General features: G+C 58.8%; 2 protein-coding genes. One reads left to right on the top strand and one right to left on the bottom strand.

The window, feature by feature from the left end:
* The coding region (locus tag G3446_RS26955) for a Tn3 family transposase (RefSeq protein ID WP_209262671.1) at window positions 1–313 on the top strand (313 nt) is incomplete at its 5' end.
* On the opposite strand, the gene G3446_RS29400 is transcribed toward G3446_RS26955, so the two are convergent.
* Window positions 195–800 (bottom strand): DUF4158 domain-containing protein, encoded by a 606-nt coding sequence (locus G3446_RS29400; protein ID WP_164456718.1) that lies wholly within the window; start codon window positions 798–800, stop codon window positions 195–197. The genes G3446_RS26955 and G3446_RS29400 overlap by 119 nt on opposite strands.
* Between the last annotated feature and the right edge of the window lie 145 nt (window positions 801–945).

The raw sequence follows: 945 nt of genomic DNA, 5'->3' as shown, positions 1-945 counted from the left end.
CGCCGAAACTTCGACCATGGGGTCATATTTTAAGCCATTGTCCCGTAAGATGAAACAGACTTTTCGGCCAGGCACTAAGTACATGGACCTGGTGGCCAACGCTGTCATGCTAAACAACGTTGCCGACATGACTGAGGTGATCTCGGGGATGATCGATGAGGGCTTGCCGGTAACCCCGGAGCTGGTTTCGCGTCTTAGCCCATGCACGCGCGATCATATTCGCCGCTTCGGTCAATACGCGCTTGACATGGACGAACATCCAGCGGCTCTGCGCCCGCGAGCACTGCCGATCTTCGCTGCGACGGAGAAGTGATAAAGAATTGCACGTATCCCGAGCAGACCCCACGTTGGCGCAACTCGTCGAGGACCGCGCCGACGAGCGGGTTACCACTGGGACTGTCGACGGCGATCGGCACCAGCCAACGGACCAGTTCCCGAATATGGTGGCCTTTGAATGTCGTCAGCGCGAAGCGCTCGAGCAGCAGCAAGGCATGCTCGCGGCGGGTCTCGGCGCGTTTCGCATAGGTACCGAAGGCGCCCGCATCGGCACCCACCTGATCGGCGATGAACCTGATCAGGGGCAGCGGCGGATTCTCGCCGACACGCAGGAGACGTCCTGGAAATCGGCTCAGACAGAGCTGAACAGCGAACCCGAGTCGATTCTCCTGACGGCGCCGTTCCCGCACCAACGCCAAGTCTTCATCGCTCAGCAAGTAATGCTTGGCAAGTTCCACAGACTCCGTTGGCAATGCCTCGAAGAAGCTGCGTTGGGCTGCGGAGAGAACGGCGCGGCGGGGCATCGGGCAAACCGTGACATAATCTGTCTGAATAACCCTAACCCGGCAAAGCCGGAACCAAAGAGGGGCGGATCGTCTATCGTTTGAGTAAGCCCGCACACGGGAGTCAGACGATGAACCCCTTTGTTGAACAGCATCACGATGAGAT

Origin of the sequence: Thiorhodococcus minor (genome assembly GCF_010820565.1) — a bacterium.
GTDB classification, from domain to species: Bacteria; Pseudomonadota; Gammaproteobacteria; order Chromatiales; family Chromatiaceae; genus Thiorhodococcus; species Thiorhodococcus minor.
This window is presented reverse-complemented; position numbering and strand designations above follow the sequence as displayed.